This is a genomic window from Amycolatopsis sp. NPDC004772, assembly GCF_053601215.1.
Window position 1 is genome coordinate 38,738 of sequence record NZ_JBSGBK010000016.1, and the last position, 23,455, is coordinate 62,192.

At 71.5% G+C, this 23,455-nt stretch carries 25 protein-coding genes; 12 read left to right on the forward strand and 13 right to left on the reverse strand.

Going from position 1 to position 23,455, the window contains the following annotated elements; all coding sequences use genetic code 11:
- Positions 1-42 precede the first annotated feature (42 nt).
- From ACWEF6_RS13120 to ACWEF6_RS13130, 3 genes are all read left to right on the forward strand, one after another.
- The gene (locus ACWEF6_RS13120; protein WP_449683117.1) at positions 43-1,059 is read left to right on the forward strand and encodes a fatty acid desaturase family protein; all 1,017 of its coding nucleotides are present in this window, start codon (positions 43-45) and stop codon (positions 1,057-1,059) included.
- Positions 1,060-1,069: 10 nt separating this feature from the next.
- Positions 1,070-2,131: an MBL fold metallo-hydrolase gene (locus ACWEF6_RS13125; protein ID WP_449683118.1), complete on the forward strand. Its 1,062-nt coding sequence runs from the start codon at positions 1,070-1,072 to the stop codon at positions 2,129-2,131.
- Between the two features lie 133 nt (positions 2,132-2,264).
- A complete protein-coding gene (locus tag ACWEF6_RS13130; RefSeq protein ID WP_086675002.1) occupies positions 2,265-2,519 on the forward strand; it encodes a Smr/MutS family protein in 255 nt (84 codons plus the stop codon).
- A gap of 1 nt (position 2,520) precedes the next feature.
- Here ACWEF6_RS13130 and ACWEF6_RS13135 read toward each other — a convergent pair whose 3' ends face one another.
- From ACWEF6_RS13135 to ACWEF6_RS13160, 6 genes are all read right to left on the reverse strand, one after another.
- Complete coding sequence (locus ACWEF6_RS13135; protein ID WP_449683119.1) at positions 2,521-3,120, reverse strand: Rv1733c family protein; 600 nt, start codon at positions 3,118-3,120, stop codon at positions 2,521-2,523.
- Between the two features lie 129 nt (positions 3,121-3,249).
- The gene (gene hsaB, locus ACWEF6_RS13140) at positions 3,250-3,789 is read right to left on the reverse strand and encodes a 3-hydroxy-9,10-secoandrosta-1,3,5(10)-triene-9,17-dione monooxygenase reductase subunit (RefSeq protein WP_449683120.1); all 540 of its coding nucleotides are present in this window, start codon (positions 3,787-3,789) and stop codon (positions 3,250-3,252) included.
- Positions 3,786-4,697 (reverse strand): iron-dependent extradiol dioxygenase HsaC, encoded by a 912-nt coding sequence (gene hsaC, locus ACWEF6_RS13145; RefSeq protein WP_449683121.1) that lies wholly within the window; start codon positions 4,695-4,697, stop codon positions 3,786-3,788. Before hsaC ends, hsaB begins: the two co-directional genes overlap by 4 nt.
- Entirely contained in the window at positions 4,697-5,542 is an 846-nt protein-coding gene (hsaD, locus tag ACWEF6_RS13150; RefSeq protein ID WP_449683122.1) for a 4,5:9,10-diseco-3-hydroxy-5,9,17-trioxoandrosta-1(10),2-diene-4-oate hydrolase, read from the reverse strand. Before hsaD ends, hsaC begins: the two co-directional genes overlap by 1 nt.
- Positions 5,542-6,705 carry a 3-hydroxy-9,10-secoandrosta-1,3,5(10)-triene-9,17-dione monooxygenase oxygenase subunit gene (gene hsaA / locus ACWEF6_RS13155; RefSeq protein WP_449683186.1) on the reverse strand — a complete coding sequence of 388 codons (1,164 nt, stop codon included), beginning with the start codon at positions 6,703-6,705 and terminating at the stop codon, positions 5,542-5,544. The genes hsaD and hsaA overlap by 1 nt, the downstream gene beginning before the upstream one ends.
- A 34-nt stretch (positions 6,706-6,739) precedes the next feature.
- Positions 6,740-8,341, reverse strand: a complete 1,602-nt coding sequence (locus tag ACWEF6_RS13160; protein ID WP_449683123.1) for an FAD-binding protein — start codon at positions 8,339-8,341, stop codon at positions 6,740-6,742.
- Positions 8,342-8,441: 100 nt separating this feature from the next.
- On the opposite strand from ACWEF6_RS13160, the gene kstD reads away from it, so the two are divergent.
- From kstD to ACWEF6_RS13190, 6 genes are read left to right on the forward strand one after another with little or no spacing between them, the layout of a single operon-like run.
- Positions 8,442-10,106: a 3-oxosteroid 1-dehydrogenase gene (kstD, locus tag ACWEF6_RS13165; RefSeq protein WP_449683124.1), complete on the forward strand. Its 1,665-nt coding sequence runs from the start codon at positions 8,442-8,444 to the stop codon at positions 10,104-10,106.
- Positions 10,103-11,239: a Rieske 2Fe-2S domain-containing protein gene (locus tag ACWEF6_RS13170; protein WP_449683125.1), complete on the forward strand. Its 1,137-nt coding sequence runs from the start codon at positions 10,103-10,105 to the stop codon at positions 11,237-11,239. Before kstD ends, ACWEF6_RS13170 begins: the two co-directional genes overlap by 4 nt.
- The gene (locus tag ACWEF6_RS13175) at positions 11,236-11,493 is read left to right on the forward strand and encodes a hypothetical protein (RefSeq protein WP_449683126.1); all 258 of its coding nucleotides are present in this window, start codon (positions 11,236-11,238) and stop codon (positions 11,491-11,493) included. The genes ACWEF6_RS13170 and ACWEF6_RS13175 overlap by 4 nt, the downstream gene beginning before the upstream one ends.
- Positions 11,486-12,517, forward strand: a complete 1,032-nt coding sequence (locus ACWEF6_RS13180) for a 2Fe-2S iron-sulfur cluster-binding protein (RefSeq protein ID WP_449683127.1) — start codon at positions 11,486-11,488, stop codon at positions 12,515-12,517. Before ACWEF6_RS13175 ends, ACWEF6_RS13180 begins: the two co-directional genes overlap by 8 nt.
- A gap of 9 nt (positions 12,518-12,526) precedes the next feature.
- Entirely contained in the window at positions 12,527-13,375 is an 849-nt protein-coding gene (locus tag ACWEF6_RS13185) for a MaoC/PaaZ C-terminal domain-containing protein (RefSeq protein WP_449683128.1), read from the forward strand.
- A 31-nt stretch (positions 13,376-13,406) separates the two neighbouring features.
- Positions 13,407-13,862, forward strand: a complete 456-nt coding sequence (locus ACWEF6_RS13190) for a riboflavin kinase (protein ID WP_449683129.1) — start codon at positions 13,407-13,409, stop codon at positions 13,860-13,862.
- Between the two features lie 3 nt (positions 13,863-13,865).
- On the opposite strand, the gene ACWEF6_RS13195 is transcribed toward ACWEF6_RS13190, so the two are convergent.
- The 6 genes from ACWEF6_RS13195 to ACWEF6_RS13220 form a co-directional block, all read right to left on the reverse strand.
- The gene (locus ACWEF6_RS13195) at positions 13,866-14,402 is read right to left on the reverse strand and encodes a DUF5134 domain-containing protein (RefSeq protein WP_449683130.1); all 537 of its coding nucleotides are present in this window, start codon (positions 14,400-14,402) and stop codon (positions 13,866-13,868) included.
- Between the two features lie 80 nt (positions 14,403-14,482).
- A complete protein-coding gene (locus ACWEF6_RS13200; protein WP_449683131.1) occupies positions 14,483-15,652 on the reverse strand; it encodes a lipid-transfer protein in 1,170 nt (389 codons plus the stop codon).
- On the reverse strand, positions 15,649-16,035 hold the full coding sequence (locus ACWEF6_RS13205; protein ID WP_449683132.1) for a MaoC family dehydratase: 387 nt from the start codon (positions 16,033-16,035) through the stop codon (positions 15,649-15,651). The genes ACWEF6_RS13200 and ACWEF6_RS13205 overlap by 4 nt, the downstream gene beginning before the upstream one ends.
- Positions 16,032-16,940 (reverse strand): bifunctional MaoC family dehydratase N-terminal/OB-fold nucleic acid binding domain-containing protein, encoded by a 909-nt coding sequence (locus ACWEF6_RS13210; protein ID WP_449683133.1) that lies wholly within the window; start codon positions 16,938-16,940, stop codon positions 16,032-16,034. The genes ACWEF6_RS13205 and ACWEF6_RS13210 overlap by 4 nt, the downstream gene beginning before the upstream one ends.
- Complete coding sequence (locus ACWEF6_RS13215) at positions 16,937-18,091, reverse strand: acyl-CoA dehydrogenase family protein (protein WP_449683134.1); 1,155 nt, start codon at positions 18,089-18,091, stop codon at positions 16,937-16,939. The genes ACWEF6_RS13210 and ACWEF6_RS13215 overlap by 4 nt, the downstream gene beginning before the upstream one ends.
- 5 nt (positions 18,092-18,096) lie before the next feature.
- The gene (locus ACWEF6_RS13220) at positions 18,097-19,146 is read right to left on the reverse strand and encodes an acyl-CoA dehydrogenase family protein (protein WP_449683135.1); all 1,050 of its coding nucleotides are present in this window, start codon (positions 19,144-19,146) and stop codon (positions 18,097-18,099) included.
- Positions 19,147-19,233: 87 nt separating this feature from the next.
- Between ACWEF6_RS13220 and ACWEF6_RS13225 the strand changes: the two genes are divergently transcribed.
- Entirely contained in the window at positions 19,234-20,085 is an 852-nt protein-coding gene (locus ACWEF6_RS13225) for an alpha/beta fold hydrolase (RefSeq protein ID WP_449683136.1), read from the forward strand.
- Positions 20,085-20,582 carry a nitroreductase family deazaflavin-dependent oxidoreductase gene (locus ACWEF6_RS13230; protein ID WP_449683137.1) on the forward strand — a complete coding sequence of 166 codons (498 nt, stop codon included), beginning with the start codon at positions 20,085-20,087 and terminating at the stop codon, positions 20,580-20,582. Before ACWEF6_RS13225 ends, ACWEF6_RS13230 begins: the two co-directional genes overlap by 1 nt.
- Here the strand turns inward: ACWEF6_RS13230 and ACWEF6_RS13235 are convergent.
- On the reverse strand, positions 20,566-21,951 hold the full coding sequence (locus ACWEF6_RS13235; protein ID WP_310974797.1) for a WS/DGAT/MGAT family O-acyltransferase: 1,386 nt from the start codon (positions 21,949-21,951) through the stop codon (positions 20,566-20,568). The genes ACWEF6_RS13230 and ACWEF6_RS13235 overlap by 17 nt on opposite strands.
- A 64-nt stretch (positions 21,952-22,015) precedes the next feature.
- Between ACWEF6_RS13235 and ACWEF6_RS13240 the strand changes: the two genes are divergently transcribed.
- Entirely contained in the window at positions 22,016-23,254 is a 1,239-nt protein-coding gene (locus tag ACWEF6_RS13240; protein WP_449683138.1) for an alpha/beta hydrolase, read from the forward strand.
- Positions 23,255-23,455 lie beyond the last annotated feature (201 nt).

Here is a 23,455-nt window from a genome sequence, read left to right on the forward strand (position 1 = left end):
ACCGCATTCCGGCACCGCCCGCGGACGCGAAGACTCGGGTGGGTGACCACCACCGAGAACAGCGTCGGCAGCGACTTCGCCCGGCTGAGCCACCGCATCTCCGCCGCCGGGCTGATGGCCCGGCGGCCTGGCTACTACACCGCCCGGATCGCGCTCGTCGCCGGGTTGTTCGCCGGCGGGTGGGTGGCCTTCGCGCTGCTCGGGAACTCCTGGTGGCAGCTCGGCGTCGCGGCCTTCCTGGCCGTCATGTTCGGGCAGGTAGCCCTGCTCTCGCACGATCTCGCGCACAAGCAGGTCTTCCGGCGGCGGCGGCCCACCGAAGTCGCCGGGATGCTCGCCGGGAACCTCGGGATCGGGATGAGCTACGGCTGGTGGATGGACAAGCACACCCGCCACCACGCCAACCCGAACCACGAGGAGCTCGACCCCGACGTCGATCCGGACATCCTCGTGTGGTCGAAGGACCAGGCGCGCGCCAGCCGCGGTGTCCCCCGGTTCATCGGGCGGTACCAGGCGTTCCTGTTCTTCCCGCTGCTCACCCTCGAATGCCTCAACCTGCACTGGTCCGGCATCCGCGCGGTCCGCAAGCCGGGACTGCGCCACCGCAAGGTCGAAGCCGTCTTGCTCGCCGCGCACTTCGTCCTCTACTTCAGCGCGCTGTTCACCGTGCTCAGCCCCGGCATGGCGCTGCTGTTCTTCGCCGTCCACCAGGGACTGTGGGGTGTCTACATGGGATCGATCTTCGCGCCGAACCACAAGGGCATGCCGACGCTGACCGGGCGCACCGAGCTGGACTTCCTCCGCAAGCAGGTGCTGACCTCGCGCAACGTCCGCGGCGGGCTCGTCACCGACGTCGCCCTCGGCGGGCTCAACTACCAGATCGAGCACCACCTGTTCCCGAGCATGCCGTCGCCGCACCTGCGGCGGGCGCAGCCGATCGTCCAGGCCTACTGCGCCGAGCTGGGCGTTCCCTACCTGCAGACGAGCCTGGCCGAGTCCTACCGGCAGGCCCTCACCCACCTGTATGAAGCTGGGGCCCCTCTCAGGAACCGTTCGTAGACTCGACCGCATGAGGAAGACGATCGCTGCGCTGCGCGACTTACCCGCGGCGTTCGGCGCGAAGGCCACCGGTGCGCGGGCCGAGCGGGTCCGCTCCTCGCCGCAGTTCGACGGCAAGGTGTTCCGCAACGCGGCGCCGCGGCACCCGATGACCGCGGCGTCGATGCGGACCATCTTCCGCGAGATGTTCTTCGGCGAGCACCGTGAGCTGCGCAAACCGGCCGGCGCGGTCCCGCTGGTGACGGCCGGGCCGGTGGAGTCGGCGAGCGGGCTGCACCTGACCTGGTACGGCCACGCCTCGACGCTGGTCGAGCTCGACGGCGCCCGCGTGCTGCTCGACCCGGTGTGGAGCGACCGCGTCTCCCCCGCCGCGTTCGCCGGCCCGCGGCGGCTGCACGAGCCGCCGGTCCCGCTGTCCGGGCTCGGCCGGATCGACGCCGTCGTGATCTCGCACGACCACTACGACCACCTCGACCTGGCGACGGTCCGCGCACTGGTGACGTCGTCCGAAGCGCCGTTCCTCGTCCCGCTCGGCGTGGGCGCGCACCTCGAGCGCTGGCACGTGCCGGCTGCCCGCATCATCGAGCTCGACTGGAACGAAGAGGCGACGGTGGCGGGTGTCCGCTTCATCGCCACGCCGGCCCAGCACTTCTCCGGCCGCGGCATCACGAACGACGACACGCTGTGGACGTCGTGGGCGCTGCTCGGCCCGGCGCACCGGGTGTTCTACAGCGGCGACACGGGCTACTTCGACGGGTTCGCGGCGATCGGCGCCGAGCACGGCCCGTTCGACGCGGCCCTGATCCAGATCGGCGCGTACGCCCCGCAGTGGCCGGACATCCACATGACCCCGGAGGAAGGCGTGGCGGCGGGCCTCGACGTCCGGGCGAAGCTGCTGGTCCCGGTGCACTGGGCGACGTTCCAGCTGGCGATGCACCCGTGGGGCGAGCCGGCCGACCGCGTGTGGAGCGAGGCCAAGGAGGCCGAGCTCCCGCTGGCCATCCCCCGCCCGGGCGAGCGCATCGACACGGCGGCACCCCCGGCGGTCGACGGCTGGTGGCAAGCGCTGTGACCCGGCAGCCGACACGCGTGATCAGAGGGTCGACACGGCCCGGACCTGCCGTGTCGACCCGTCAATCACGCGTGCCGGCGCGGGGATCACGTGTGCCGGCCGTTGGCGCACGTCGGTGGGGCCGGGAGGGCGTGTGAAGCTCAAGCTGGATCTGCACGACATCTACAACCGCGGCGGTGAGATCGACCGGGCGCTCAAGGCGATCATCGACGAGGCCGTGGCCAAGAAGGCGCCGCTCGTCGAGATCATCCCCGGGAAGGGCTCGGGGCAGCTGAAGAAGCACGTCCTGCGGTTCCTCGAGCGCAAGGACGTCAAGGCGCTCTACCACCGGGTCGAGAAGGACAAGGACAACTTCGGCAGGGTGTTCGTGCACTTCCGCTGGAAGTGAGTCAGAACCGGCTGTCGTGGCGGGCTTGCGACCATGCCCGGTCCCACGCCGCCGCGTGGAAGCGGATCAGGACGAACCGGGCGGTCGCGTACAAACCCACCAGGGCTCCGGTGATCGCCGTCCACAGCAGGATCGCCGCGAACACGCCGGCGGCCGCCGAGGTGGACGCCGACAGGGGTTCGGCCGCCAGCTCGCCGCGCTGGTCCAGCCAGATCGCGACGCGGGTGCCCGCCGGGCTGCCCGGGTCGGCCAGGACGTCGCCGGTGTGGCGGGTGCCGCGGGCGTCGAACCAGGCCGCCGGGACCGACGTCTGCGCGGCCGGGGCGCCGGCGCCGTCGGTGCTGTACGGCTGGTTGGACGCCGCCGCGAGGGAGACCGCCGTTGCGGGGTGGCGCGTGGTGCGTTCCTCCGCGGCGCGCGCGTTCTGCGCCGCGTACGTCTCGGACCCGAACGCCGCCGCGATCGGGATCGCGAGCAGCGCGCCGGCCACGGCCAGGAGCAGCAGGAGGGCTTCGACGCGGTCGCCCGCCCGGGCCAGGGGGTTGCGACCGGGGCGTACCCGGCGCCCGAACCGGGCGATCCGTCCGCTGGGCCCACGCATGCGCGACTCACTCCTCCCGGGAAGGTGTCTTCTCGGTAACAGTGTGCGCGCCGAGGCTCGGCTTTCTCTTGCGAATGGGATGCGGCCCACCTGTGAAACCGTGCACAACCACCCGGTCGCGCCCGCCGGTCACAGCCAGTCGTCGGGGCGGGGCCAGGGCAGCATGGCCGCGAGCGCGTCCCGGGCCGGTTCGGTGACCGCGTACCGGCCGCGGTGGAACAGCAGCGGGCGGGCCTCCGACGCCGCGCCCAGTGCCGTCACCCGGCCGATCACGACGTAGTGGTCACCGGCCTCGTGCACGGCCTCCAGGGCGCAGTCGATCCAGGTCAGCGCGCCGTCGAGCAGCGGGGCCCCCGACGGCGCCGGTGTCCACGGGAACCGGGCGAACTTGTCCTCGCCGCGGGCGCCGAACACCGCGCTGATCTCCTGCTGGTCCTCGGCCAGCACGTTGACCGCGAACCGGCCCGCCGCCGCGAGCACCGGCCACGTCCGCGACGTCCGGGCCGGGCAGAACAGCACCAGCGGCGGGTCCAGCGACAGCGCCGCGAACGACTGGCAGGCGAACCCGGCCAGGGTGTCGCCGTCACGGCCGGTGACGACCGTGACGCCCGTGCAGAAGTGCCCGAGCACGCTCCGGAACTCGGTCTGGTCGACCGCCACGGACGTCATGCGCCCGGGGGCCGCGCGCCGACCGAGAAGTCGTGGCCCCACAGCGACACCGCGGTGCTCTCGCGGGCGATCCAGTTGTCGTCGTCGACCTGACGGCCTTCGCAGCCGAACTCGACGTCGAAACCGCCCGGCGTCTTCATGTAGAACGACAGCATCAGGTCGTTGACGTGCCGGCCGAGGGTGGCCGACATCGGCACCTTGCGCCGGATCGCGCGGTCGAGGCACAGGCCGACGTCGTCGGTGTTCTCCACCTCGACCATCAGGTGCACGATCCCGCTCGGCGTCGGCATCGGCAGGAACGCCAGGCTGTGGTGACGCGGGTTGCAGCCGAAGAACCGCAGCCACGCGGGCGGCCCGTCGGCGGGCCGGCCGACCAGCTGCGGCGGCAGGCGCATCGAGTCGCGCAGCCGGAAGCCGAGGACGTCCCGGTAGAACCGCAGCGACGCCTCGTCGTCCTTTGTGGACAGAACGACGTGCCCGAGGCCCTGCTCGCCGGTGACGAACTTGTGGCCGTACGGGCTCACCACGCGCCGGTGCTGCAGCGCGACGCCGTGGAACACCTCCTGGGTGTTGCCGGACGGGTCGTCGAAGCTGATCAGCTCGTCGACGCGGCGGTCGGCCAGCTCGTCGGGCGCGCCCTCCTTGTACGGCACCGACGCACTGTCCAACCGCGACCGGAGCTCGTCGAGCTCTCCCGCGTGCGCGACCTCCCAGCCGGTGACGGCCAGGCGATCGGCGGAACCCGGCGAAATCACCAGCCGCGCGGGGAAGTCGTCCATGCGCAGGTAGAGCGCGTCCGGATTCGTGCCGCTGCCTTCGACCATGCCGAGCACCTTGAGGCCGTACTCGCGCCAGGCCGCCATGTCGGTGGCCTCGATGCGGAGGTAGCCCAGTGACCGGATGCCCATCAGGAACTCCCGAGGAAGTCGAGGGCCAGCCGGTTGAACTCGTCGAACTTCTCCAGCTGGGCCCAGTGCCCGCAGCCGCCGAACACGTGCAGCTGCGCGCGCGGGATGGTTTTCAACGCGACCAAGGCGCCGTCGAGCGGGTTGACGCGGTCCTCGCGTCCCCAGATCAGGAGGACGCGCTGGCGCAGGCGGTGGGCTTCGCGCCAGAGCAGGCCCTCTTCGTAGGTGTCGGGTTGCGCGAACGACATCCCCATCGCGCGCATCGCGGCCAGGGATTCCGGGGTGTTCGCGGCGGCGAAGCGTTCGTCGATCAGCTCGTCGGTGACGAGCGCCTGGTCGTGGACCATGATGCGCAGGAAGGCTTCCATGCGTTCGCGCGACGGCTTGGCCGCGAACCGCCCGAGGTTCTTGACCCCCTCCGTCGGGTCGGGCGCGAACAGGTTGACGCTCAGCCCGCCGGGCCCCATCAGCACCAGCCGCCCGGCGCGCTTGCCGTGGTTCAGCGCGAAGCGGACCGCCGCTCCCCCGCCGAGGGAGTTGCCGACGAAGTGGGCGCGTTCGATGCCGAGCGCGTCCATCAGGCCGAGGACGGCGTTCGCGCTGTGCCGGAAGTACTGCGGGTGCTCGGTCGGCTTGTCCGAGCGTCCGAAGCCGGGCTGGTCGACTGCGATCGTCCGGTAGTGCTTGGCGAACTCCGGCAGGTTGCGCCCGAAGTTGCTCCACGCCGACGCGCCGGGGCCGCCGCCGTGCAGCAGGATCACCGTCTCGGCGTGCTCGGCGCCGGCTTCGTGGTAGTGCAGCTTGAGCGAGCCGGCCTGGACGTACTTGCCTTCGGGTGCGGCCATCAGTACATCGCGTTCTCGACGGGGAGCCCGAAGGCGCCGGTGCCGTACATGACGTACGCGCGCTCGGCGTCGTTCGCCGCGTGGACGCGGCCGGCGTGCGCGTCGCGCCAGAAGCGCTGGATCGGCGTTCCCCGCTGGATCGCGCGGCCGCCGGAGTTCTCGAAGAGCCGGTCGATCGCGGCGATCGCGCGTTCGGTGCCGCGGACCTGGTCGCGCCGGACGCGCAGCCGCAGGTCCACGGGCATCCGCTCCTCGCGCTTGGCGAGTTCGTACAGCTCTTCGATGTTGCGGGTCAGTTGCAGCCAGGCGGCGTCGATCTCGCTGGCCGCTTCGGCGATCCGCACCTTGGCGAACGGGTCCTCTTTGGACTGCTCGCCGGCGTAGGCGGCCCGGACGCGCTTGCGCTGGTGCTCGACGTGCGCGTCGTAGGCACCCTGGGCCATGCCGATGATCGGTGCGGTGATCGTGGTCGGGTGCACCGAACCGTACGGGAGCCGGTAGAGCGGGCCGGGGTTGACGGCCTGGCCCGGCACTTTGCACTTCGACGTCGCGATGAAGCTCAGCGCCCGGTGCTGCGGGACGAAGACGTCCTCGACGACGATGTCGTTCGAGCCGGTGCCGCGCAGGCCGATCGTGTCCCAGACGTCCACAATGGAGTAGTCGGCGATGGGCAGCAGGTAGGTGCAGAAGTCGACCGGCTTGCCATCCTTGAACGCGGGTCCCCCGAGCAGCACCCACGTGCAGTGGTCGGACCCGGAGGAGAAGCTCCACCGGCCCGTGAGCCGGTAGCCGCCCTCGACGACCTCGGCCTTGCCCATCGGCGCGTACGACGAGGAGATCCGCACGTCCTGGTCCTCGCCCCAGACCTCCTGCTGCGCCTGGGCGTCGAACAGCGCCACGTGCCACGGGTGGACGCCGAGGATGGAGGCGACCCAGCCGGTGGACCCGCACGCGCTCGCGATCAGCTTGACCGCGGTGTAGAAGCTCACCGGGTCGGCTTCGAAGCCCCCGTGGAGCTTCGGCTGCAGCAGCTTGAAGAACCCGGTCTCCTGCAGGGCCTTGACGGACTCCTCGGGGACGCAGCGCGCGTCCTCGGCGTCCTGGGCCCGTTCCCGCAGGACCGGCAGGAGGTCCCGGACCCCGGCGATCACCTGCTCGCTCATGCGCAGTTCCTCTCTGGTCTTCACTGTCCCAAGACTAGAACACGTTCTCGTTTTTGTCGAGAACACCCTGCGCCAGGGCACTGTTGATCCCCGCTCTACGGCCGGAAAACACGCAGTCGGCCAGGGACAGGCCGCTCACGTAGGACCTGGAACAGATTCCCACGGCGGTGCGCCCGGCGGCGTACAGGCCGGGGATCGGCGCCCCCGCCGTGTTCCGCACCGCGCCGGTGTCCTCGTCGACGACGAGCCCGCCGAGGGTGAGCATCGGCGTCGGGTACCCGAGGTTGGGCCGCACCGAGATGTCGATCAGCGAGTACGGCGGGTTGTCCAGGCGCCGCACGAACTCGGTCGGCTTGCCCACCGGATCGCGGTCGCCGTGGTAGCCCTCGACGCTCGCGCGCAGCCCCTGCGGGTCGACGCCGGCCCGGCGCGCCACCTCCTCGACCGTCGTCCCGGTGACCCGGCCGCGCCGCAGCAGGTACCGCAGCTGCAGCGCCTGGAACCACTGGCTCTGCGCCTTCGTGTCCCGCCGCGCCTCGGCGACGATCGGCGCGTCGACGAGCAGCCAGCCCTTGCTCCCGTGGTCCTCGATGAGCTTCTCGCCGACCGCGGCGCCGTAGCGGGACTCGTCGATCACCCGCCGGCCCGCGGCGTCGACGATGATCCCGCCGAGGAACGCGCTCGGCGGCGTGATGAACCGCCAGGCGGAGATCCGGCCGAGCTCGCCGGTCGCGGCCCCGGCCTCGACGCCGAGCCGGATGCCCGAGCCGTCGTCGGCGGACGTGCCCAGCGGCAGCCCGCCGCGGTAGGCCGGCGCGTGCTCGCGCACCATCTCGCGGTCGGCGATGAAGCCACCGGCGGCGAGCACGACCCCGCGCCGGGCCGAAATCCGCAGCTCACGGCCGTGCGCTCGTTCGAAGCGTTCGACCCGGCGGTGCAGTGACTTGCGCAGCGACGGGACGTAGATCCCGGGCTTGGCCGCGTATTGCGCGAAACGCTGGTGGCGCGCCCGCACCGACGCGGGCGCCTCGCCCAGGGTCTCGGCGACGACCCCGGTGACGCGGCCCGCGCCGTCGCGGAGCAGCTTCCGGACGGTCGTCTGGGTCAGCACCCGGATGCCGCGGGCGCGCACGGCCGCCTTGAGCCGCGCCATCAGCATCTTCCCCGACGTCCCGGGCCCCTTGACGCGGTGCCCGCGCGGAGCCGGCTTCGCCGCGTCGCGGAACCCGCCGGCCGCCTCGCTGCCGGAGTAGTAGAGGTAGTGGTCGTCGCTCGGGTACGACGTCTTGTACGGGCAGAGGCTGCCTTCGAACGGCACGCCGTTGCCCTCCAGCCAGGTGATCATCTCGCGGCTGCCCTCGCAGAACCGCCGCAGCGTCCCCTCGGAGACGACGTCCCCGGTCTCCATGCGTAGGTAGGCGTACATGTCGTCGACCGAGTCGTCGACCCCCGCGTCGAGCTGCTGACCGGTGCCGCCACCGGCGTAGACGACGCCACCGCTGACCGCGCTGGCTCCTCCGCCGGCGAAGCGCTCGACGATGACGACGTCGGCGCCCGCGTCGGCCGCTTCGAGGGCGGCACAGGCGCCGGCCGCCCCGAACCCCACGATGACCACGTCCGCGACGAGTGCGTCCATGGTGGCTACCCTAGAACTGAAACACGTTCTCGTCTATGGTGGCCGAAAGGGGCTCTCAACTGGATACTCATCACGTGGAACACGTTATAGGTGAGGTGGCATGACGGAGCAGTTCGACGTCGTCGTCGTCGGCAGTGGTGCCGCCGGGATGACCGCCGCGCTGGCTGCGGCCCACCAGGGCCTGAGCGTAGTGGTCCTGGAGAAAGCCGGCTGCTTCGGCGGCTCGACCGCACGCTCCGGCGGCGGGGTCTGGCTGCCCGGCAACCACGCTCTGCGCGCCGCGGGGATCGAAGAACCACCCGAGCAGGCGCGCGAGTACCTGGCCGCCATCGTCGGGGACGCCGTCCCGGCCGTCCGGCGCGACACGTTCCTCGCCCACGGCCCCGCGGTGCTGAAGTTCGTCTGCGACCACACCCCGCTGAAGTTCCGCTGGGTCCGCGACTACAGCGACTACCACCCGGAAGCTCCCGGCGGACGCCCCGGCGGGCGGTCGGTGGAGCCGGTCGCCCTCGACGGCAAGCTTCTGGGCGCCGAGCTGGCCCACCTCGAACCGCCCTACAGCGCTCCCCCGCTCGGCGTCCCGATCACCCAGGCCGACTACCGCTGGCTGAGCCTGCTCGCCCGGCACCCGCGCGGCGCCCTCCGGATGCTGTCGCTGGGCCGGCAGTGGCTCGTCGGCAAACTCCGCGGGCAGCAGCTGCTGAGCATGGGGCAAGCGCTTGCGGCCGGGCTGCGGGTGGGCCTGGCCCGGGCCGGCGTCGAGGTCCGGCTGAACACCCCCCTGGTCGACCTCCAGGTCGACGACGACCGCGTCACCGGCGTCGTCACCGAGACCGGCGTCATCGCGGCGCGGCGCGGCGTGATCCTCGCCAGCGGTGGCTTCGAGCGGAACCTCGAGATGCGCGAGAAGTACCAGCGCGCACCGATCGGCGTCGACTGGACCGTCGGCGCGGCCGCCAACACCGGCGACGGCATCACCGCCGGCCTCAAGCTCGGCGCGGCCCTCGACCTGATGGACGACGCCTGGTGGGGGCCGTCGCTGCCACTGACCGGCGGACCGTGGTTCGCCCTCGCCGAGCGGTCGCGGCCGCGCAGCATCATGGTCGACGCGCACGGCGAGCGGTTCGTCAACGAGTCGGCGCCCTACGTCGAGGCCGTGCACGCGATGTACGGTCCCGGGGACGGCCCGGGGCAGCACATCCCGACCTGGCTGGTGTTCGACCAGCGCTACAAGGACCGGTACATGTTCACCGGCGTCGGGCCGCGCCAGCCACTGCCCGGCCGCTGGTTCAAGGCGGGGATCGCGGTGAAGTCGTCGACCTTGGCCGGGCTGGCCGCGAAGATGGACGTCCCCCCGGCCGGCCTGGAGGCGACCGTCGAGCGCTTCAACGGCTTCGCGCGCAACGGCGTCGACGAGGACTTCCACCGCGGCGTCAGCAAGTACGACCACTACTACGGCGACCCGCGCAACAAACCCAACCCCAGCCTCGGCCCCTTGGACAAAGCGCCGTTCTACGCGGTGAAGATCGTCCCGGGCGACCTGGGCACCAAGGGCGGGCTGCGCACCGACGAACACGCGCAGGTGCTGCGCGAGGACGGCTCGGCCGTGCCGGGGCTGTTCGCCGCGGGCAACGCCAGCGCGGCCGTGATGGGCCGGACGTACGCCGGGCCGGGCGCGACCATCGGCCCCGCCATGGTGTTCGGCTACCTTGCGGCGACGCGGCTGGCGCACGAAGATCAGGGGACCACGGGAGGGCAGCGATGACGCAGGATTCGGTACGCACCATCTACGCCGGTGAGCCGCCGACCCGGTTCGCCCGCGGCTGGCACTGCCTCGGCCTGGCGGAGAACTTCCGCGACGGGAAACCGCACGCGGTCACCGCGTTCGGCACGAAACTCGTGGTGTGGGCGGACTCGGCGGGCGAGCTGCAGGTGCTCGACGGCTACTGCCGGCACATGGGCGGCGACCTCACCCAGGGCACGGTCAAGGGCGACGAGGTGGCCTGCCCGTTCCACGATTGGCGCTGGAGCGGCAAGGGCAAGTGCGTCTCGATCCCCTACGCCAAGCGGGTTCCGCTGCGCGCGCGGACGCGGTCGTGGACGTCGGAGGTGCGCAACGGGCAGCTGCTCGTCTGGCACGACCCGGAAGGCAACCCGCCGCCCGAGGAACTGGCGATCCCGCGGATCGAAGCGGCCCACAGCGACGAGTGGAGCAACTGGACCTGGGACGAGATCTTCATCGACGGCTCCAACTGCCGCGAGATCATCGACAACGTCGTCGACATGGCCCACTTCTTCTACATCCACTACGCCTACCCGACGTACTTCAAGAACGTCTTCGAAGGCCACATCGCCACGCAGTACCTCAACACCAAGGGCCGCCCGGACATGGGCATGGCGTCGAACTACGGCGGCGAGGACAACCTGCTGCGGTCGGAGGCGTCGTACTTCGGGCCGTCGTACATGATCAACAAGCTGGTGAACTCGTTCCAGGGCTACGAAATCGAGAGCGTGCTGATCAACTGCCACTACCCCGTGACGCCGACGTCGTTCGTGCTGCAGTACGGCATGAAGGTCAAGAAGCTGCCGGGGATCTCCGACGAGCACGCGGACAAGATCGCCGCGAAGCTGGCCCGCGGTATCGGCGCCGGCTTCCTGCAGGACGTCGAGATCTGGAAGCACAAGACGCAGATCGACAACCCGCTGCTGTGCGAAGAGGACGGTCCGGTCTACCAGCTCCGCCGGTGGTACCAGCAGTTCTACGTCGACGTCGCCGACGTCACCGAGGACATGACCCAGCGGTTCGAGTTCGAAGTGGACACGACGAAGGCCAACGAGGCGTGGGCGGCGGAGGTCGCGGAGAACCTGGCGCGGCAGAAGACCGAGGCGGAAGTGTGACCACCGCCGAGCAGACCGAGTTCCTGTCGGGCGGGCTGCGGCCGCACGAGTGCCGCAGCTGCGGGACGTGCGTGCTGGTGAAGAAGAACAGCATCCAGCACACGAGCATCCAGTGGACGTCCCGGCCCGCCGACACCTGCCCGGTGTTCGCGGACGCGGACGGGCCGTCGGCGCTGCTCGACACGTGCCCGAAGCTGGCCGACAGCATCGGCGACGCCGTGCGCGAGGGCACGCTGGTGGTGGCCGATGGCTGAGCGGGTCTACACGCTGACCGTCGCCGACGTCGTCGTGGAAACGCCGGACGCGCGGTCGGTGGTCTTCGAGATCCCGCCCGAGCACGCTTCCGCTTTTGCCTACTCGGCGGGGCAGTTCTTGACTCTGCGGATCCCCAGCGAGCGGACCGGTTCGGTGGCGCGGTGCTATTCGCTCTCCAGCGCGCCGCACGAGAACCGGGTGCAGGTCACGGTCAAGCGGACCGACGGCGGGTACGGGTCGGGCTGGATCTGCTCGTCGTTGCAACCGGGGATGCAGGTCGACGTGCTGGCGCCGGCCGGGGTGTTCTGCCCGTCTTCGGTCGACGAGGACTTCCTGCTGTTCGCCGGCGGCAGCGGCATCACGCCGGTGATGGCCATCCTCAAGACGGCGTTGGAGACCGGTTCCGGCCGGGTCGTGCTGGTGTACGCGAACCGCGACGAGCGCTCGGTGATCTTCGCGGGTGAACTGGCGTCGCTGGCGAAGCGGTACGGAGACCGGCTGGTCGTCATCCACTGGCTGGAGAGCGTCCAGAGCCTGCCGGACGTCTCGCAGCTGCGCGGGCTGGCTTCGGCGTACACCACGCACGAGGCGTTCCTGTGCGGGCCGGCGCCGTTCATGGCGGCCGTGCGCGAGGCGCTCGGGCAGCTCGGGGTGCCGCGCGAGCGGGTGCACGTCGAGAAGTTCACGTCGCTGACCGGGAACCCGTTCGAAGAGACCGCCGAGGTCGTCGAGGAGCCTTCGGATGAAGCACCGGCGGCGCTGACGGTGACCCTCGACGGGGACACGCGGTCGATGGTGTGGCCGCGGCAGCGGAAGTTGCTGGACCGGCTCCTGGAAGACGGCATGGACGCGCCCTACTCGTGCCGCGAAGGACAGTGCAGCGCGTGCGCGTGCCGGATCGTCTCGGGTGAGGTGAAGATGCTGCACAACGAGGTCCTCGACGCCGAGGACATGGCGGACGGCATCGTGCTGGCCTGCCAGTCGCTGCCGGTCACCGACGAGGTCTCGATCAGCTACGAATAGGGAGTTCCCGTGCCCATCAACCCCGACATCGCCATCGGTGCCGAGATCGGCGAGGTGAACTTCGCCTGGACGTCGTCGGACGTGCTGCTGTACCACCTGGCGCTGGGCGCGGGCCCGGACGAACTGCGGTTCACCTACGAGCAGGACCTGGTGGTGCTGCCGACGTTCGCGACGGTGGCGGCCAACCTGCGCGTGTTCGACCCGCCGGCGGTGTCGTTCCCCGGGGTGGAGATCGACCTGGCGAAGGTGCTGCACGGCAAGCAGGAGATCACGCTGCACCAGCCGATCCCCACGTCGGGCAAGGCGGTGGCGCGGTCGCGGATCGCCGACGTCTTCGACAAGGGCAAGGCGGCGGTGGTGGTCCAGGAGGTTTCGGTCACTTCGTCGTCCGGGGATCCTTTGTGGACGGCCCGGTCGAGCATCTTCGCGCGCGGTGAGGGCGGGTTCGGCGGCTCGCGGGGGCCGTCGGACCGGATTTCCTGGCCTTCGGCGGAGCCGGACGTCGTCCTGGAGGTCCCGACGCTGCCGCAGCAGGCGCTGCTGTACCGGCTGTGCGGCGACCGCAACCCGCTGCACGCGGACCCGGCGTTCGCCCGGGCGGCGGGGTTCGACCGGCCGATCCTGCACGGGCTGTGCACGTACGGCATCGTGGCGCGGGTGCTGGTGAACGAGTTCCTGGACGGCGACCCGGCCCGGGTGGCGTCGTTCGCGACGAAGTTCGCCGGCGTGGTGTTCCCGGGCGAGACGCTGCGGATCCGGGTCTGGCGCGCGGACGACCGCCTGCTGGTGACGACGTCGGCTGCCGAGCGCGACGACGCACCGGTGCTGGCGGACACGGTGCTGGTGTCCACTTCCTGAGCGGCGCGCCCGGGGCGGCTACCGTGGAGGGGTGACTTCGGACTACTTCGTGGTGCGCGGAACGGTCGAGCCGGGCGACCAGCGCGGCCGAGAACTGGGCTTTCCGACGGCGAACATCGCCTTGAGCGACCAAGACGGCTCCTTGGGCGACGGGGTGTGGGCGGGCTGGATCGGCCGCCCGGACGGCTCCAGGCTCCCGGCGGCGATCTCGGTCGGCCGCCGCCCGACGTACTACGGCGCGGACGGGTACCGCCTGTTGGAGGCCCACGTCTTGGACTTCTCGGGCGACCTGTACGGCGAAACGCTGGTGGTCTGGCTGGGGACGCACCTGCGCGAGCAGAAGAAGTACGCCTCGGCGGAAGACCTGATCACGGCCCTGAAGAACGACATCGCGGCGGCGGCCCAGTGGACGTCGGAGCACCCGGCCGCTTCGCTTCCCTCGCCTGGGGACAGTGCCCTGGGTGAGGTGCGGCGGGTCGCGGGCTGAGAGTCACAGGGCCGAGGCCAGCAGCATATAGCCCATCCCGGCGCCCATCACGGTCCGGCACGCCGCGCGCGACGCCTGCCCCACGACCGCCGAGCCCCGCACCACCGCCACCCCCGACCAAGCCGCGTCCGCCACGAAGTAGCCCGCCGCCAGCACCGCGACCAGCGGGACCGCCAGCCGGGCGTCCATGGCCGACATCGTCAGCCACGGTCCGTGGTCGCCTCCGCCGTGGGGCATCGCCGTCACCATGTACAGCATCGCCGCCGCCGACAGTGCGTGGTGGGCGCAGGCCCGTCCGCGCCACCAGGCCAGCGCGAACCAGCCCGTCGTCAGCACCAGCACCGCCTGCCAGCCCGCCGCCGGGATCGGGCCGCCGACCGGCGAGAACATCGCCACCATCGCCACCACCAGCAACAGCTCCGCCAGGTCGCCGTGGCGGACGCCGTGCCCCAGCCGTGCGTAGTCGAGGCGGACCAGGCGCAGCACGCACGGCAGCACCAGCCCCGCGAAGACCGCCGTGAGCGCCCAGTCGACCGCCATCGGTCTCACTCTCCGTCGTGGGTGGTGTTTCCACCGTGACACCCACGACGGCCGGGCACCAGCCGTCATTGAGGTGACGCTCAGTCACTCGTCAGGATGAGTCCGCTCGTCGGCACGCCCGTGCCCGCCGTCACCAGTACCCGCGCCGCGTCCGCGACCTGGTTGGCCGCCGTCCCCCGGATCTGCCGGACGCCCTCCGCGATGCCGTTCATGCCGTGGATGTACGCCTCGCCCAGCTGGCCGCCGTGCGGGTTGAGCGGCAACGCGCCGTCGAGCTCCAGCGCGCCGTCCGCGATGAAGTCCTTCGCCTCGCCGCGGCCGCAGAAACCCAGTTCCTCCAGCTGCATCAGCACGTACGGCGTGAAGTGGTCGTACAGCACCGCGACGTCCACATCGGACGGTGCCAGCCCGGACTGGCCCCACAGCTGCCGGCCCACGACACCCATTTCCGGCAGCGCGGCCAGGTCGTCGCGGTAGTAGCTGGTCATCACGTACTGGTCCGGTCCGCTCCCCTGCGCCGCCGCCGCGATCACCGCCGGCGGGCCCGCGAGATCGCGGGCCCGCGCCAGGCTCGTCACGACCAGCGCGACCCCGCCGTCGCTCTCCTGGCAGCAGTCGAGCAGGTGCAGCGGCTCGGCCACCCAGCGTGACGCCTGGTGCTCCTCGAGGGTGATGGGCCGCCCGTGGAACCACGCGTTCGGGTTCGTCGCCGCGTGCTTGCGGTCGACGACGGCCACGCGCCCGAAGTCCTCGCTCGTCGCGCCGTAGTCGTGCAGGTACCGCTGCGCGACCATGGCCACCGTCGCCGCCGGGGTGGCGATGCCCATCGGGTAGTGGAACGCGTTGTCCACGCCCGAGGAGTTGACCTGCCCGGCCGCCTCGGACGACACCTGGCCGAAGCGATGGCCGGACCGCTCGTTGAACGCCCGGTACGCGACGACGACGTCCGCGACGCCGGTCGCCACCGCCATCGCCGCCTGCTGCACGGTCGCCGCCGCGGCGCCGCCGCCGTAGTGGATGCGGCTGAAGAACTTCAGCTCGGGAATCCCGAGTTCCCGCGCGACCGCGATCTCCGCGTTGCCGTCCATGGTGAACGACACCAGTCCGTCCACATCGGATGGTGTCAGACCGGCGTCGGCCAGTGCGTGGGAGATGCATTCGGCCGCCAGCCGCAGTTCGCTGCGCCCGGAGTCCTTCGAGAACTCCGTCGCGCCGATCCCGGCGATCGCCGCCGTCCCCGAAAGCGTCACGGCAGGGTCACCTCCACCGTCCCGGCGACGTGCTCGCCGAGACTGTCCACACCGGACACCGAAACCACGACGTCCTGCCCGTCACGGGAGACCACCCGGCCGGTGAACGTCAGCGTGTCGTAGGCGTAGCAGGGCACGCCGAGCCGGATCTTGATCGACCGGATCAATGCCTGCGGCCCGGCCCACTCCGAGACGAACCGCTGAACGAGACCCGTGTCGGTGAGGATGTTGAGGAAGATGTCCTTCGAACCGCGGGCGACGGCCGAGTCGCGGTCGTGGTGGACGTCCTGGAAGTCGCGGGTGGCCAGCGCGGTGCTGACGACGAACGTCGGCGTCGCCTCGATCGTCAGCGGCGGCAGCTCGGTCCCTTCGGCGACGGTCATCGGGCCACCTTCCACGCGGGCAGGGTCAGGTCGTCGTCCACCTTGACGAACGCCGCGACCACCGGTAGTCCGATGTGGACCTCCTCCGGCGCCGCATCCAGCAGCTCCGCCATCACGCGGACCCCTTCTTCGAGTTCCACCAGGGCCACCACGAACGGCAGTTGCTTGCCGGGCACCGCCGGGTGGTGGTGCACGACGTAGGAGTACACGGTTCCCCGGCCACTGGCGACGACGTAGTCCGGCTTGGTGTCCAGCGAGCCGTCGGGCGGCATCGGCCCCGGTGGGTGCCGCAGCGTTTCGCCCCAGCGCTGGATCCGCAGCTCACCCTCGCGAAGGCCGTCCCAGAAGAATTCGGTGTCCCGGCTGATCACCGGCCGCAGCACCGGCGCCGGCGGCGGTTGCGGAGCGGGCGGGCGGAACTTGAGGACGCGGAACATCATTTCCGCGACGGCCTCGGCTCCGACGTACCAGGTCATCCGCGTGGTGACGAACCAGCCCTCACCCAGCGCGGTTTTCTTCGGCCCGACGACGTTCTCCAGCCGCGTCCGCGCCTCGACCTGCTCGCCGGGCCGCAGGTAGCGGTGGTAGGTCTGCTCGGAGTTCGTCGCCACGACCGAGGTGAACCCGGCTTCGTCCAGGAGCTCCGTCATCAGGCCGAGGGGGTCGTCGGAGCCGCGCGGGACGTTCAGGCCGCCCATCGTCCACACCTGCGCCATCGCGGGTGGCGCGACCAGTCCCTTGTGGACGCTCGTGGCGGCGTACTCCGGGTCGGTGTAGACCGGGTTGCGGTCCCCGATCGCTTCGACCCAGTTGTTGACCATGGCCTGGTTGACGGGGTCGCGCGCCAGGCGCGGCGCGCATTCCCCGCGTGCGGCGATCTCCGCGGCGGCCTCTTCGATGTTCATCGCGGCACCCTCGGCAGGCCCAGGCCGATCGAGGCGATCAGCTCCCGTTGGATTTCGCTGACGCCCCCGCCGAAGGTCAGCACGATGTTGCGCTTCGCGGTGAGGTCCAGCCATTCGGCGAGCTCGGCGGTGTCCGGATCGGCGAGGTCGCCGTGGCGAGCGACGACTTCCTCGAGGTTCCGGCCGATCCGCTGGATGGCCTCCGAGCTGAACACCTTGGTCGCCGACGCGTCGGCCACGCCCACCGGCGCGTTCGCCGAGGACACCGCGACCTGCCAGTTCAGCAGCTCGTTCACCCGGGTCACGGCCAGCGCTTCGGCGAGCACGGCCCGCACGTCGGCGAGGTCCAGCAGGCCGTGCGCGCTCGCCCAGGCGCGGACGCGGTCGTACAGGCCGCCGATCCGGCCGGCCGGCCCGAGCATGACGCGCTCGTGGTTGAGCTGGGTCGTGATCAGCCGCCAGCCCGCGTTTTCCTGCCCCACCAGGCGGTTCGCCGGCACTCGGACGTCCGAGTAGTAGGTCGCGTTGACGTGGTGGGCGCCGTCGCAGGTGATGATCGGCGTCCACGAGTAGCCGGGGTCGCTCGTGTCGACGATGAGGATCGAGATGCCCTTGTGCTTGGGCGCGTCCGGCGCGGTCCGCACGGCGAGCCAGAGGTAGTCGGCGTCGTGGCCGCCGGTGGTGAAGATCTTCTGGCCGTTGACGACGTATTCGTCGCCGTCGCGCACCGCCGTCGTCCGCAGCGACGCGAGGTCGGTGCCCGCTTCCGGTTCGCTGTACCCGATCGCGAAGTGGATCTCCCCGGCCAGGATCTTCGGCAGGAAGAACGACTTCTGTTCGTCGGTGCCGAATTCCTGCAGGGTCGGCCCGACCGTCTGCAGCGTGACCGAGGGCAGCTGGACGTCGGCGCGCGCGGCCTCGTCGACGAACAGGTGCTGTTCGATGCCGCCGAAGCCCTGGCCGCCGTATTCGACCGGCCAGCCGACGCCGAGCCGGCCGTCGCGGCCCATCCGGCGAACGATCTCGCGGAACACCGGGCCATGCCGCTCCCGCAGCATCGCCCGGCGTTCCTCGGGGCTGATCAGGCCGGCGAAGTATTCGCGCAGTTCGGCGCGCAGCTGCTTTTGCGCGCTGGTCAGTTCGACGTGCATCCGCTTCACCCCGCCACTCGTTCGCCGAGCCGGCCGAGCCGGTGCGCGGCCCCGCCGAGCGTCCGGCCGAGGTCTTTGATCGCCGACGAATACCGGTGCAGCGGATAGGTTTCGTCGACGCCGAGGCCACCGTGCAGGTGGTGGCAGGTCGCCAGCGCTTGCGGCGCCTGCGAGGCGAGCCAGTAGGCGGCGACGTCCAGTTCGGCGTCCGCGTCGAGCCCGGCAGCCAGCCGCCACACCGCGGACGTCACGGCGAGGTGCACGGTCCGCGCGGCCACGTAGACGTCGGCGATCTGGCCCGCCACGGCCTGGAAGGCGGCCAGGGGCCGGCCGAACTGGGTGCGCTCGCCGACGTGCTTGACGGTGAGCGCGAGCGCCCCGGCCAGCAGGCCGTCGCCGACGGCCAAGGCACCGGCCAGCGCGAACCGGTGCAGCGCCGCGACGGCACCGCGATCGAACAGCAGATCGGCCTCTTCGACGGCGACGTCGTGGAGCCGGACGGTGAATTCCGGGGCCCCGGACGAGGTGGGGGTCGGGACGAGCGTGACGCCGTCGGCGTGCGGGTCGACGAGGTAGACGGCGCTGCCGTGCGCGGTGGTCACCGGGGTGAGGATCCGGGTGGCCCCGGCGGCGTGCGGGACAGCGGTCTTCACGCCGCTGACCAGCCATTTCCCGTCGCCGGGCCGCGCGGTCGCGGCGGGCTCGGCGACCAGGGGCGCGGACGGCTCGTGCAGGGCCGCGGTGAGCAGCGCGTCCCCCGCCGCGACCGGCGGCAGGAACTCCGCGCGCTGGGCGGGGGTGCCGAGCGACTCGATCGGCAGGACACCGAGGGCGAGCGCGGCGTACGCGGGCACCGGCGCCGCCACCCGGCCCACCTCGGTCAGGACCTGGGCGACCTCGGCGACGCCCAGGCCGTCGCCTTCCAGCTCCGGGGGCAGCGCCAGGGCGAGCAGGCCCGCCGAGGCGAGCGCGCGCCAAGGATCTTCCTCGGACCCGAGCACTTTCGCGGCGAGGGCGGCGATCTCGGTCTGCGTATCGTCAAGGGCGAAGTCCACGCCTGTCCTCCGGATCGGGCGCAATATTGAAACCTGTTCTAGTCTTAACCGGAAAGGGCGGGCACGGCAACCCCCGGGGGTGGCGCAATGGCGGGGACACGGCGGCGGATCACCGTGCCGCCGACCGCGGGCGTGCCCGAGCCGGTCCCCTTGGAGCTGCCCGGCCGCGGCCGCACGGTGGTCACCGACATCGGCCCGCGGGACGCGCCCGCGCTCGTCCTGCTGCATTCGGTGGCCTGCACGGGCCTGCTGACCTGGTATCCGGCGCTGATGCGGCTGGCGCGGCAGCACCGCGTCGTCGTGTTCGACCAGCGGTGGCACGGCCGGGGCATCCGCTCGCCGGAGTTCCGGCTGGCCGACTGCGCCGAGGACGTCACGGCGGTCGCGGACGCGCTCGGCGTCGGCCGGTTCGCGCTCGCCGGGTACTCGATGGGCGGGCTGGTCGCGCAGCTCGTGGCCCGCACCGAACCAGAACGTGTTACCGGGCTCGTGCTGTGCTCGACCGCGGGCCACTTCGGCCGCGGGCTGCGGCAGCGCGCCGCCCTCGACGTCTTCGGCCGCACGCTGCGGCGGCTACGCGAGCGGGTGCCGCCGCCGGCCCTGCCCGGCGCGCTCCCCCGCGCCCGCCTCGCCGACCACCGGTGGGGGCTGCGGGAGTTCCGCTCGACCACGCCGTGGGCGGTCGCGGTCGCCGTCGACGAGATCGGCCGGTTCGACTCGCGGCCGTGGCTGCACACGCTGCGGCAGCCGGCCGCGGTCGTGGTGACCGCCCGGGACCGGTTCATCGCGCCCGCCCACCAGCGGTCCTTGGCCCGCCGGCTCCCCGGCGCGGCCACCTACGAGGTCGCGGCCGGGCACGCCGCCTGCGTGCTGGCGGCCGACCGCTGGGTGCCCGCCCTGCTCGCCGCGGTCGGATCCCTCCGAGGAAGGAAGCCATGATGGGACGCTTCAGCCTGCCCGACACCAAACCCGACGGCCTCGACTCGCCCGTCACCGCGAAGGCCATGAAGTACCTGGCGAAGGCGCAGGTGGCGGTCTTCCGGCTGACCGGCGGCCGCGTCGGCAGCAAGTGGCGCGTCGGGGCGGGGTTCCGCAAGCCCGTGCCGACGCTGCTGCTGGAGCACCGCGGCCGCAAGTCCGGGCGGCTGTTCACCACCCCGCTGCTCTACCTGCGCTCGGGCGACGACGTCGTCATCGTCGGCTCGCAGGGCGGGCTGCCGCGGCACCCCCAGTGGTACCGCAACCTGCTGGCGCACCCGGAGACGCGCATCGACCTCAAGGGCCGGCGCGGCGTCCCGGTCACGGCCCGGGTCGCCGAGGGCGCCGAACGCGCCGAGCTGTGGCCGCGGCTGGTCGAGCTGTACGCGGACTTCGCGAAGTACCAGGCCTGGACCGAGCGGGAGATCCCGGTGGTGGTGCTCAGCCCGCGGCCTTGACGAGCTCGGCGAGGGCGTCCGGGAGCGCGTCGGCGAGCGGCCACAGGTCCTTGACCAGCTCCCGCGCGCCGAGCAGGCCGACGTGCACCTTGCCCGCGTTGGACAGCACCGTGACGTTCAGCCCGGCGCCGTGGAAGACCGGGCCGAGCGGGTAGAAGCCGGTGATCCGCGCGCCCAGGAAGTACAGCGGCATCGGCGGGCCGGGCACGTTCGAGACGACCAGGTTGTGCACCACCGGGTGCTTCTCGGCCAGGCGCAGCGCCGAATACGCGCGCACGGCGAGCCCGAACGCCGTCGCGGCCGAGAACTGCGCCCAGTCCTGCAGCATGTCGGCGTCGATCTCGTGGTGGTGGTCCTTGGAGCGCCGGTTGGCCTCGGCGAGGAAGAACACCCGCGCGGCCGGGTCGGCCAGGTGCGTCGGCAGGGAGGCGAAGAAGGCCGAGACCTTGTTGCTGCCGTGGTCGCGTTCGGTGCGGTCGTGCACCGAGACCGGGACGGTCGCCACCAGCGGGTCTTCCGGCAGCTCGCCGCGTTCGGCGAGGAACTCGCGCAGCGCCCCGGCGACGAGCGCGAGCACGACGTCGTTGACCGTGACCCCGAAGGCGTTCTTGACGTCCTTGACGTCGGCGAGGTCGAGCTGGGCGAAGGCGACGCTGCGGTGCCCGGTGATCGTGCCGTTCAGTGACGTCCGCGGCGCGGTGAACGGGACCGGCATCCCCTTGCCGCGCAACGCCCGGCCGACCCAGCGCGGCATCAGCCCGAGCAGGTCGGGCAGCAGCCGCGCGACCTCGGCGGGGCGCTTCACGACGCTTTCGACGCCGGAGCGGATCAGGTCCAGCGGCGACGGCAGCCCGGCGTTCCGGTGCTCGTCGATCTCCGGCATCGGGCCGTCGGGTTCGAGCCCGGCCAGGTAGGTGATCAGGCTGGCGCCGCTGACGCCGTCGACGCTCGCGTGGTGCATCTTGAGCAGCACGGCGAGCTGGCCGTCGGCGAGGCCTTCGATGACGTACAGCTGCCACAGCGGGTGCGCGCGGTCGAGCTGCTGCCCGGCGATGTGCGCGCACAGCGCGGCCAGCTCGGCGCGGTCGCCGGGGGCGGGCACGCCGATGCGGTGCACGTGGTGGTCGAGGTCGAACTCCTCGTCCTCGACCCAGACGGGGTGGCTGAGGTTCCACAGCGGATTGTGCAGTTTGCGGCGGAACGCCGGGATCAGCCGGACGCGTTCGTCGAGTTTCTCGTGGAGCTTCGCGAAGGTGTAGCCGCCGGGGACGGTCTCGCTGTCCAGGACGAGCAATCCGCAGACGTGCAGGACCTGCGACGACGTCTCGAGGTAGAGGAAGCTCGCGTCGAGGCCGCTCAGTCTTTGCATGGCGTCAGGGTAGGCCACGTCCGGTGAGCGGCGCGTCACCCTACTCGCCGGTATCATCGCGGTGGTGCAGCCGAATTTCCTGATCCGTCGCGCGGTCCAGCTCGGTCTCACCGCCAACGCCCTGCGCCCGCTGCGGGCCCGGTCCACGACGATCCCGGTGTTCTTCGCCGGGTGGCTGACCGGCGAGCTGGCGCCCCAGTTCCTGGCGCTGACGGCGGCGGATTCGCTGCTCCACGTGGCCCGCCACGGCGTCCACGACCGATCGACGAAGGCGGGCCTGGCGATGGCGGCGGCCTCCGCCGCGGGGCTGGCCGCGCTGGTCCGCACCGGCCACGGCGCCCGCGAGGAGATCGAAAACGCGCTGACGTCGGCGCTGGGTCCGGACTACGCGTCGGAACTGGGCCGGTCCGACCTGGGCCTGCCGTGGGGCGAACTGGCACTGCCGTTCCGGATGGGCGCCCCGGACGTCCGCGTCGACCGCAACATCGCCTACGCCCCGGGCGGCAAGCGGTTCCTGCTGGACGTGTACCGGCCGGCTGCGCCGGTCTCGGGTGCCCCGGTGCTGCTGCAGGTCCACGGCGGCGCATGGGTGATCGGCAACAAGGAGGAGCAGGGCCGGCCGCTGATGCGCTACCTGGCGCGTCGAGGCTGGGTGTGCGTCGCGATCAACTACCCGCTCTCGCCGGCGCATCGGTGGCCGGCGCACATCGTCGCGGCGAAGCAGGCGCTGGCGTGGATCCGCTCTTCGATCGTGTCGTACGGCGGCGACCCGGATTTCGTGGCGGTGACGGGTGGCTCGGCGGGCGGGCACCTGTCGGCGCTGCTGGCGTTGTCGCAGAACGACCCGGCGCTGCAGCCGTCGTTCGAGGACGTGGACACGAGCGTCCAGGCCTGCGTCCCGCACTACGGCGTGTACGACTTCGCGGCGACGTCCGGTGCCCCGGCGAGCAAGTACCGGCTGGAGAGCCTGATCGCCCGCCGGGTGTTCGCGCCGGACCGGGACCCGGTCTCCCACCTGGACGACTACATCGCGGCGTCCCCGCTGGACCGCATCACGTCGGACGCACCGCCGTTCTTCGTGATCCACGGCCGCGACGATTCACTGGTCCCGGTGCGCGAGGCCCGCGAGTTCGTCGCGCGGCTGCGGGAGAAGTCGCGGCAGCCGGTGGCGTACGCGGAGCTGGCGGGGGCGCAGCACGCGTTCGACGTGTTCACGTCGGTCCGGTCGGCGCACGTGGTCCGCGGGGTGGCGCGGTTCCTGGATCACACGTACAACGCCTGGAAGGCCGAGCGGGCTCAGTAAACGAGGTCCAGCGGGCTGGCCGGCGAATATTCCTGATTCGTGGGTAAGTTACCACCATGTCAACAAGCCGCTGACAGTACGTCACGGCCTTCCTGGGGCAAAATTCGAACAACAGTGCGCCTCCACCGCCAGCATTTGCGTTTTCCGAGTTAAGCGCTGAAGATGTACAGTCAGAACAACCCAGCAGGACATCGATCACTG

What these genes read in the sequence shown, in the direction of transcription:
- ACWEF6_RS13235 (WP_310974797.1), bottom strand. Translation starts at nt 21,951, where the DNA reads ATGCAAAGACTGAGCGGCCTCGACGCGAGCTTCCTCTACCTCGAGACG.
- hsaD (WP_449683122.1), bottom strand. Translation starts at nt 5,542, where the DNA reads ATGGCCGCACCCGAAGGCAAGTACGTCCAGGCCGGCTCGCTCAAGCTG.
- ACWEF6_RS13210 (WP_449683133.1), bottom strand. Translation starts at nt 16,940, where the DNA reads ATGAACATCGAAGAGGCCGCCGCGGAGATCGCCGCACGCGGGGAATGC.
- ACWEF6_RS13215 (WP_449683134.1), bottom strand. Translation starts at nt 18,091, where the DNA reads ATGCACGTCGAACTGACCAGCGCGCAAAAGCAGCTGCGCGCCGAACTG.
- ACWEF6_RS13230 (WP_449683137.1), top strand. Translation starts at nt 20,085, where the DNA reads ATGGGACGCTTCAGCCTGCCCGACACCAAACCCGACGGCCTCGACTCG.
- ACWEF6_RS13195 (WP_449683130.1), bottom strand. Translation starts at nt 14,402, where the DNA reads ATGGCGGTCGACTGGGCGCTCACGGCGGTCTTCGCGGGGCTGGTGCTG.
- ACWEF6_RS13125 (WP_449683118.1), top strand. Translation starts at nt 1,070, where the DNA reads ATGAGGAAGACGATCGCTGCGCTGCGCGACTTACCCGCGGCGTTCGGC.
- hsaA (WP_449683186.1), bottom strand. Translation starts at nt 6,705, where the DNA reads ATGAGCGAGCAGGTGATCGCCGGGGTCCGGGACCTCCTGCCGGTCCTG.
- ACWEF6_RS13135 (WP_449683119.1), bottom strand. Translation starts at nt 3,120, where the DNA reads ATGCGTGGGCCCAGCGGACGGATCGCCCGGTTCGGGCGCCGGGTACGC.
- ACWEF6_RS13225 (WP_449683136.1), top strand. Translation starts at nt 19,234, where the DNA reads ATGGCGGGGACACGGCGGCGGATCACCGTGCCGCCGACCGCGGGCGTG.
- ACWEF6_RS13205 (WP_449683132.1), bottom strand. Translation starts at nt 16,035, where the DNA reads ATGACCGTCGCCGAAGGGACCGAGCTGCCGCCGCTGACGATCGAGGCG.
- kstD (WP_449683124.1), top strand. Translation starts at nt 8,442, where the DNA reads ATGACGGAGCAGTTCGACGTCGTCGTCGTCGGCAGTGGTGCCGCCGGG.
- ACWEF6_RS13170 (WP_449683125.1), top strand. Translation starts at nt 10,103, where the DNA reads ATGACGCAGGATTCGGTACGCACCATCTACGCCGGTGAGCCGCCGACC.
- ACWEF6_RS13160 (WP_449683123.1), bottom strand. Translation starts at nt 8,341, where the DNA reads ATGGACGCACTCGTCGCGGACGTGGTCATCGTGGGGTTCGGGGCGGCC.
- hsaC (WP_449683121.1), bottom strand. Translation starts at nt 4,697, where the DNA reads ATGGGCATCCGGTCACTGGGCTACCTCCGCATCGAGGCCACCGACATG.
- ACWEF6_RS13180 (WP_449683127.1), top strand. Translation starts at nt 11,486, where the DNA reads ATGGCTGAGCGGGTCTACACGCTGACCGTCGCCGACGTCGTCGTGGAA.
- hsaB (WP_449683120.1), bottom strand. Translation starts at nt 3,789, where the DNA reads ATGACGTCCGTGGCGGTCGACCAGACCGAGTTCCGGAGCGTGCTCGGG.